Source organism: Protofrankia sp. Cj5 (genome assembly GCF_917627405.1).
In the GTDB taxonomy this organism is placed as follows: Bacteria; Actinomycetota; Actinomycetes; order Frankiales; family Frankiaceae; genus Protofrankia.
This window is the reverse complement of sequence record NZ_CAKJTO010000160.1, coordinates 1-7,922: the sequence shown is the minus strand read 5'-3', so window position 1 is coordinate 7,922 and position 7,922 is coordinate 1. Positions and strand designations below refer to the sequence as shown.

The 7,922-nt window shown below is 68.6% G+C and carries 8 protein-coding genes and 1 tRNA gene; 4 read left to right on the top strand and 5 right to left on the bottom strand.

The features are described 5' to 3' along the window. The coding region (locus MJ777_RS21380) for a hypothetical protein (RefSeq protein WP_239377596.1) at positions 1–375 on the bottom strand (375 nt) is incomplete at its 3' end. Positions 376–560: 185 nt separating this feature from the next. Here MJ777_RS21380 and MJ777_RS21375 point away from each other — a divergent pair. From MJ777_RS21375 to MJ777_RS21365, 3 genes are all read left to right on the top strand, one after another. Next, positions 561–634, top strand: a tRNA-Ile gene (locus tag MJ777_RS21375). A gap of 455 nt (positions 635–1,089) precedes the next feature. Beyond that, positions 1,090–1,605: a hypothetical protein gene (locus MJ777_RS21370; RefSeq protein ID WP_239377595.1), complete on the top strand. Its 516-nt coding sequence runs from the start codon at positions 1,090–1,092 to the stop codon at positions 1,603–1,605. 44 nt (positions 1,606–1,649) lie between these two features. Beyond that, entirely contained in the window at positions 1,650–2,555 is a 906-nt protein-coding gene (locus MJ777_RS21365; RefSeq protein WP_239377594.1) for a hypothetical protein, read from the top strand. Here MJ777_RS21365 and MJ777_RS21360 read toward each other — a convergent pair. The 4 genes from MJ777_RS21360 to MJ777_RS21345 form a co-directional block, all read right to left on the bottom strand. Next, the gene (locus MJ777_RS21360; RefSeq protein ID WP_239377593.1) at positions 2,527–3,453 is read right to left on the bottom strand and encodes a TauD/TfdA family dioxygenase; all 927 of its coding nucleotides are present in this window, start codon (positions 3,451–3,453) and stop codon (positions 2,527–2,529) included. The two genes, MJ777_RS21365 and MJ777_RS21360, sit on opposite strands and share 29 nt — an antisense overlap. An 84-nt stretch (positions 3,454–3,537) precedes the next feature. Continuing rightward, positions 3,538–4,353, bottom strand: coding sequence for an ABC transporter ATP-binding protein (locus MJ777_RS21355; RefSeq protein ID WP_239313227.1), 816 nt, complete (start codon positions 4,351–4,353; stop codon positions 3,538–3,540). Beyond that, complete coding sequence (locus MJ777_RS21350; RefSeq protein WP_239377592.1) at positions 4,335–5,189, bottom strand: ABC transporter permease; 855 nt, start codon at positions 5,187–5,189, stop codon at positions 4,335–4,337. The genes MJ777_RS21355 and MJ777_RS21350 overlap by 19 nt, the downstream gene beginning before the upstream one ends. Next, the gene (locus tag MJ777_RS21345; RefSeq protein ID WP_239377591.1) at positions 5,186–6,232 is read right to left on the bottom strand and encodes an ABC transporter substrate-binding protein; all 1,047 of its coding nucleotides are present in this window, start codon (positions 6,230–6,232) and stop codon (positions 5,186–5,188) included. Before MJ777_RS21345 ends, MJ777_RS21350 begins: the two co-directional genes overlap by 4 nt. A gap of 429 nt (positions 6,233–6,661) precedes the next feature. Here MJ777_RS21345 and MJ777_RS21340 point away from each other — a divergent pair, with 429 nt between their 5' ends. After that, the gene (locus MJ777_RS21340) at positions 6,662–7,270 is read left to right on the top strand and encodes a TetR/AcrR family transcriptional regulator (RefSeq protein ID WP_239313233.1); all 609 of its coding nucleotides are present in this window, start codon (positions 6,662–6,664) and stop codon (positions 7,268–7,270) included. The last annotated feature ends 652 nt before the right edge of the window (positions 7,271–7,922 follow it).

Genomic DNA, 7,922 nt, shown 5'->3' with positions numbered 1-7,922 from the left:
CGCGGGATCTCCAGCGCCCATCCCGTCCTCGACCTTGATAAGAGCGAAATTCTTGTCAAGCTTGACCGTGACGAGTGCACCATCGGCCTTCTTCATGTGTGCCTCGTACGGGGCATCACCGGCGTCGGTTTCGACCCGGTAGACCGTGCCACCGGGAACGGCCTGCAGTGCCGTCGCACGCGCCTTCTCCGCGTCAGTGCCGGTCAGCTGTTTCTCGTCACCGCGTACCGGCGCCGCACCATCCCAGCCCTTGGACTGATCTTTATTCCGAGGCTGACCACCGGAGTTACCGGTGGCCGCTGGGGTGGCGGAACCGGTGTCCGCCGCGGCGGTCACCGCGGAAGAGGGAGTCTCGGTCGAAACGCTGGGGCGCACCTGCGACATACCTGTCGGACGCTCCGATGGATCAGCCGCCGTCCGCTGCGCCGGACCCCTACCGTTACACCGGGCCCTTACGGAGCCAGCGGGAAGCGATCGCATCCGGGTCGCTGGCAACGGATATGCTCACCACCGTCGGCGCCAGCCACCGGTACGGTTGGTGTGACCGGCGCGCCGGTCACGGGGCGGTAGCTCAGTCGGTTAGAGCAGCGGACTCATAATCCGTCGGTCGTGGGTTCGAGTCCCACCCGCCCCACTCAGATCGCCTGCGGCACAGGCACTTCTTATCACGTGGCCAGGCGCCCGAGGCGCTGAACCCCACGTTTACCCCACGGTTTCGATCCTTGTCGTCACCGGTCGATGTTTCTCGATGGCGCGCGTCAGCGGACCCGGACGGAGTCACCGACACCCGTTATGTGACCTCCGTCGCTCCGTTGGAGACCGGGGTTCCACCTCCCGGCACGGGCCGGGGCGCGGACAGCGGGTGGCGCTCTGCCTGCGCCCGGATTGTCCCGTCCAGGATGCTTGTGACGGCTTACAGGCCTAGGGTGGCGGTGACGGAGAGCCTCAACTCTGGACGGGACCGTGAGTCTGATCGCGTTGGTGCGCCCGGCCGCCTGTCCGCGTTCCATGGACCGGGACCGGTCCTGCGCGGTCCTCTCGGTCGCCCCCTGTCGTCCCTTCTGCGCCTGTCTCGCCTGGTAGGACGCCGTGGCCTGGAAGGAGTCTGACGCCCGCATGGCGGCGTTCGACGTACTCGCGCGGCTCGGGGTCGGGACCCCACCGGATCTGGACCTTCTCCGGTTCGGGGAGAACGCGCTTTACGCGTACCGGGAGCGTGGCCTCGTGCTCCGGGTGGCACGCCCGCAGACCCGGGTCGAGCAGGTCGCGCGGACGGTGGAGTTCGTGGTGCGTCTCGCTGCCCGAGGGATGGAGGTAACCGAACCCGCCGCCGTCTCCGGCCTCCGCCAGCCGGTCGTCACGTCGACGGGTGTCGTGGCCCTGTGGGTGTACTACGAGATCGACGCGGGCTGCCGGGTGACACCGCGGGAGTTGGGCGGGCTGCTCCGCCATTTTCACGATCTCGCCATCCTGGAAAAGGATCTTGTCGAGCCGTGGGAACCCTTCGCGCTCATCAGCGCCCGGCTGGACGGCGCGCGCCGGGACGGTATCGGACAGGATCTCGTCGATCCCTGTGGGGTGCCAGAAGTCGGCTTCGGCCCGTGAGCTGGGGTGATGCGACGGTGCGGCGGCCGGCATGATGGTCAGCCATGTTCGTACGCCTGCTTTATCTGATCTTCGTGCGGGTGTGTGGCTGGCTGGTTCTCCTCGCTCGTTCGTCGGCGTCCAAGGACATCGAGTTGCTGGTGCTGCGCCATGAGGTCGCGGTGCTACGTCGTACCCAGCCGAAGCCGCGGTGGGACTGGGTGGACCGGGCAGTCCTCGCCGCACTGATCAGGCTTCTCCCCACGGCGCTGCGAGCGCTCCGGCTGGTCACGCCCGGCACCGTCCTACGGTGGCACCGCCGTCTGATCGTAGGGAAAGGGACCCATCCCCAGCGGATGGGTCGGCCACCGGTCGGCACGCAGATCGTGACCCTCATCGAGCGGCTCGCGACCGAGAACACGACGTGGGGCTACCAGCGGATCCCCGGCGAGCTGCTCAAGCTCGGTCACCGGGTGCGTGCATCCACGATCCGCCGGGTCCTGAAGACCCTCGGTCTGCCACCAGCTCCGCACCGGCAGACCGACACGACATGGCGGCAGTTCCTGCGTACACAGGCGTCCACGATGCTGGCCATGGACTTCTTCCCTGTGGACTGCGCGGTGACGCTGCGGCGTCTGTCCTGTTTCTTCGTCATCGAGGTCGGCTCCCGCGCCGGCGCCGCGCTCCGGTGCGGCTCGGCCCTTGGCGGGACGGGAGCCCAGGGGCCGAGGTCCGGTGAGCCGGGGATCGTCGAGTCGCCCTTCGGCAGGCCGGGGGCCGGTGGGTCACTCGGCTGGCGGGCGGCGAGTCTTCTGACCGCCGACCGCCGGCCGGAGGGCGCCCGGGGCGCGCTGGGACGAACGCCGAACCGGGACGAACGCCGAACCGGGACAGACGCCGGACTGGGACGGACGCCGAACCGGGACGGACGTGAGGCAGAGGTCAGTTCACCGTGGCGAACCTGTTGTTGAACTCGGTCGCGTCGCCCTGCAGGGCGTGGCTGTGCTCACCGTGCACCGACACGGGCACCTCTCCGACGACCGTCACCCGCTTGACCTGGCGGGGAACGGTGCCGTAATCGGCGCTGGCGTAGTGCTGGGTGAGACGGTTGTCCCAGATGACCAGATCGCCGGTCTCCCACTTCCACCGCACGGTGTTCTCGGCGCGGGTGATCTCCTCCTGGAAGATTTTCCTCAGCGCCTCGAACGTCGAGGAGCTGAACCCGATGAAACCGCGGGCGAAGCCGCCGAGCAGCAGGGACCGCTCACCGGTCTCGGGGTGCACCCGGACCAGCGGGTGCCGCGTCTTGTAGATCGTCGGCAGGAAGCCGTTCCCGAACCGGGAGGGGTCGAGGTTCCTGAGCCGCTCAATCCGCTCGTGGGACTCGGCATAGTCGAAGTCGTTGGTGTGCAGCGTCCACAGCTGGTCGGCCAGCTCGCGCAGCTCCGGGCGTAGCGCGGTGTACGCACTGGCGGTGTTGGCCCAGATGGTGTCGCCGCCCACGTCCGGAATCCGCAGTCCACGCAGCACGGAGAACGACGGCGGCTGCACCACGAACGTCACGTCGGTGTGCCAGACGTTGGCGCGCTCGACCGACCTGCTGTAATCGAGGTCGAAGACCTCCGAGTCGGGGGCGACGTTCGGGTGCCCCTGGGTGATCGGGCCGAGGCGGCGGGCGAAGGCCACCTGCTCGTCGTCGTCAAGGTGATCCTGGCCGCGGAAGAACAGCACCTTGTGCGCCAGCAGGTTGGCCCGGATCGCCGCGATCACGTCGTCGGGCAGGTCTCCGGAGAGCCGCAGTCCGCTGATCTCGGCGCCGATGTTGCCGGTCAGTTGCCGTCCGTCCAGTGCGGTGAGCGTGGTGGTCATCGTTCTCCTTCTTGATGTCGCCTCGTGAGTCGGTCGATCGGTCGGGTCGGGCGCGAGGGTGACGCGGGGGCTTGGCTGGTCGTCTCAGTTGCTGGTGGTGTCCGTGACGCCGAGGCTGGCCAGCAGCCGCCGGCGGAGTGCGACGAGCGCCGGGTCGGCCTTGTCGCGGGGTGCGGGGACGGCGACCGGGGTGTTGAGGACGAACCTCCCGTCCGCCATGACGAGGACGCGATCGGCGAGCTGGATCGCCTCCTCGACGTCGTGGGTCACCAGCAGCACCGCCGGGTTGTGCCGCTGCCACAGCCCGCGCAGCAGCGCGTGCATGCGGATTCGGGTCAGGGCGTCGAGGGCGCCGAATGGCTCGTCGAGCAGCAGCAGCCCCGGTTCACGGACCAGAGCCCGGGCCAGCGCCACCCGTTGGGCCTCGCCGCCAGAGAGGGTCTTGGGCCAGGCCCGGGTGTGGCCGGCCAGACCCACCTCCTCCAGCGCCGCCAGGCCGCGGGTGCGGGCGTCGTCGGTCCCCAGCCCGAGGATGACGTTGTCCAACACCCGGGCCCACGGCACCAGACGGGCGTCCTGGAACACGACCGATCGGGCCCGGGGGACCCGGATCTCGCCGTGGACCTGCCGGTCGAGACCGGCCAGCGCCCGCAGCAACGTGCTCTTGCCGGTCCCGCTGCGACCGAGCACGGCGACGAACTCCCCGGCACGCAGCCGCAGGTCGGCGCCGTCGATGACGGCCCGGCCGCCGAAGCGCCGGGTCAGAGCGGTGACCTCGACCACGGTCGGCGCCTCGCCGCCGGCCGGGACCGCCTCGCTGGCCAGATCCACCGGCGTCAACGGATCGACGACCGCTTCCGCGATGGGGTGCACCGCTCGGGTCACCTGCTCGGTTGCCATGTCAGCGCCACGCGTTCGATTCCACGTACCAACAGGTCGGAGACGAGCCCGAGGACGGCATAGGTGGCCAGGCCGACCAGGATCACGTCGGTCTGGTAGAAGGCCTGCGCCTGGACGATGAGATACCCGATTCCCTCACGGGCGTTGATCTGCTCGGCGAAGACCAGCAGTAACCAGGAGACACCGAAGGCCAGCCGCAGACCGACGAGGAAACCGGGCAGCGCGCCCGGTATCACGAGCCGGCGGATCATCGCGAGGCGACCCAGGTCGATCACCCTGCCCAGCTCCAGCATTCTCGGGTCGATGCCGCGGACCGCGTGGTAGGTGTTGATGTAGGTCGGGAAGACGACGCCGAAAACGATCAGCGAGATCTTCGCCGTCTCACCGAGGCCGAACCAGACGATGATGAGCGGCTGCAGGCCGATGATCGGTATGAAGCGCAGCATCTGCATCGAGGTGTCCACGACGTCGTCGCCAAGCCGGGTCAGCCCGGCGGCCAACGCCAGCACGACGCCGATGGGAAGCCCGACAGCCAGGCCGATCAGCACGCGGTGCAGCGAGACCCAGATCGCGGACGGCAGGGAACCGTCCGCGATCCTGTCCCAGGCCGATCCCCACACCGCCGACGGGCCGGAGAGGGTCTCATCGGTGGTGACGCCGGTGCTGTAGAGGATCTGCCACAGGGCCACGAGCAGCACGACCCCGAGCAGCCGCTCGGCCCGTCGGAGCCGGCCCAGCCATGCCAGCGCGGCCCGCGGCCCGTGCCGGTCCGTCACCTGGGCCGCCTCGGCGCCCAGAGTGGGCAGCGAGACGATCTCGGATGTCGTGACCGTCACGACGAACTGCCTCGCGTCGGCACGGCGCTGCTCCGCACGGCGCTGCCCTGGGCGGCGAGCACGGTCGCGTTGTACAGCGAGGTGAACTCGGCGGCGGTGTCCACCTTCGACGGGATCTCACCGGCCTGCGCGAAGAGGTCCGCGAGGTTCTGCTGTGCGGGGAGCAGGTCACCGGGAAGCGCGAAGAAGGCGCTCGGGCCGGCCGCTGCCAGGAGCCGCTCCCCGAGCGCCTGCGGCAGCTTGTACTGGTCCACGTACGTCGCCTTGGAGACCTCGGGGACGTGGGAGTTCTCCCAGTTGACGGCCTTCACGAACCGTGCGACGTAGTCACCGATCGCCGCCGCTTTGGCTGGATCCTTCAACGCGCTCTCGGAGGCGATGAGAAAGTTCGTCCGGAGCGCCAGGTTGTTGCCCGGGACCGGAATCTGCGGCGCCGTGGGGTTCTTGGCCAGGTAGGCGGAGTCCAACGGCTGTGACGTGATGACCGAGTCCATCTCCCCCGCCTGCAGCGCCTGCACGAGCTGCGTCGCCGCGAGGTCGACCGGCTTGACGTCCTTCAGACTCAGGCCCGCGCTCTGCAGCCCGAGCAACAGAACGGACTCCAGGCTCGTGCCCTTCTGGTATCCGACGGACTTTCCTTTCAGGTCCGCCCACGTCGTGATGTGTCGGTCCGGGGCGGCGAGAAGAAGCTGCGACCCGTTCGTCGTGGCATAGGCCGCGATGCCGACCACCTTCTGCCGGGCGGCCTGGGCGAAGATCAGCGGTGCGTCGGCGATCCAGCCGACGTCGAGCTTCCCGGCCTGGAACGCCTGAAGCATCGGCGGCCCGCCCACGAAGTTGGAGTAGGTCACCGAGTAGGGCAGGTTCTTGTCCTGCCCGGCGAGCCTGAGTGGCGTCTCCAGCACGGTGAGCTGATCGGCGACCCGCAGTGAGGTGCCCGCGGGGCTGTCGGCCGTGGCTCCCGACGTTCCGCCACCGCACGCGGTGATGATCAACATGGCTGCGCCAAGGAGGAGAGCAGGGATCGTGCGTGACCATCTCATACGAAGGTGGACTCCTCTTGGGCGTGGGCGGCCAGTTCCGCGGGGCGCAGTTCCAAGACACATCGTCTTATCCTCACCAAACCTAGAGAATTGGTGAAGAAGGCGCAACGCGCGAACTATGGTTCGCCCATGCGCTTTGCGTGACGGTGTGGATGCGTTGCGAACAACCCTTCGCCGTGGCCGACCGGTCCCACTCGGGCGCTCGCGCGCGGCCAGGTCGCGTGCGCGGGGGGTGACGCCGCGGCGCATACTGTCGCGTATGTTCTTTTCTGGCTCCGCCGCGGACCAGGGCCTGAACTTCGTGGGTATGCCTCGCCGGGGCGCTCGTCGAGGGCCCCGGCCCACCGCCACCGCGCTCGCCGTCTGACCGAGACATCGGTCGGCGTTCGGCAGACCACGACCTTGCTTCCGCGAATGGACACCGGAACAGTGCAGACCGAAGACGGAACGTCCGCTGCGATTCTCCGCGCGGCGGAGCGGCTGTTCGCGGAGCGCGGCTTCGAGGTCTCACTCCGGGAGATCGGCAGGAGCGCGGGCCAGCGGAACAACTCCGCGGTGCAGTACCATTTCGGCACCAGGGACCGCCTGATTGAGGCCCTGTACGCCTATCGGATGGTGCCGATCAACCGCCGCCGGCTCGCGCTGATAGAAGAGGCGTGTGCGGATGGTCGCAAACTCGATCTTGAACAGATCATTGATCTCGGTATTCAACCCCTGGCGGAGCATGTTCTCGCCCACCGCGGATCGAGCAGTTATGCGCGTTTCGTGGCCCGGCTTGTTCTGAGTGGCGACTCGCTGGTGCCGACGGGCCGGGACTTCACCGAGGGCCTCCGGCTCCTGTCCGTCCTGAGCAAGGACGTCATGCCGGAGCTGACCGAGGAACGGGAGTTCCTCCTGGCCCTGTTCACCGCCACGGCCATGGCGAACCTGGAACTGCGCTGCGAGGACCGTTCGTTCACGGACGAGCAGGCGCGGGAAGTCCTGGCCGAGCTCAGGACCGCGGTGATCGCCATGATCACGGCCCCGAGGGCCGGATAGAGAGCACCCCACCGCAATGTTGGCCGACGCTCAGGATGCCTGACGACGGCAGGATGATCGAACGCCCCGTCCCGGGGATCCGGGCGGGGGACTGTCAACTTTCCGGCTCTGGGGACTGTCAGAAGATTTTCCGGTAACTACCAGCAATGGGGCCTTCGCCTGCGGAAACGGCCCGCTGGCGCTGGGTGTTACACCGTTGCTCGGGCACTCCCCCGCGGAAAGGCTCGACCTGGCCGAGGGCACCTTGCCGGGGGCGTTGAAGGACGTGCACGCGCTGCTGGCCCCGCTGGAGACCGCGTCGTCGGCCGGAAGAACTACTACGGCGCGCAAACCGAATGGGCCGCCCACCTGGCCGCCCGGGTCTGGACCCGCACCGCCACCGCCGAACGCAACGGCTACGAACCCCTCGCCTACCTGACCGGATACCTGAATCCCTGCGCCGCCGCCGGGGGCAAGCCACCCGAGGGCATGGCACTGGAACGGTTCTTCGTCTGGCTACCCGATCCCGGGGACACCGCCGGCAGCCGAGACCCCGACGGGCCCGCGCCCTAACCCCGTTCGACAGCCGACACGAACCCGACCGGCAACGCCGGCCGGGTGCTCGGTGTGTCCTCCCACGGCATCACCGAATACTTACATTACGGGACCCGGG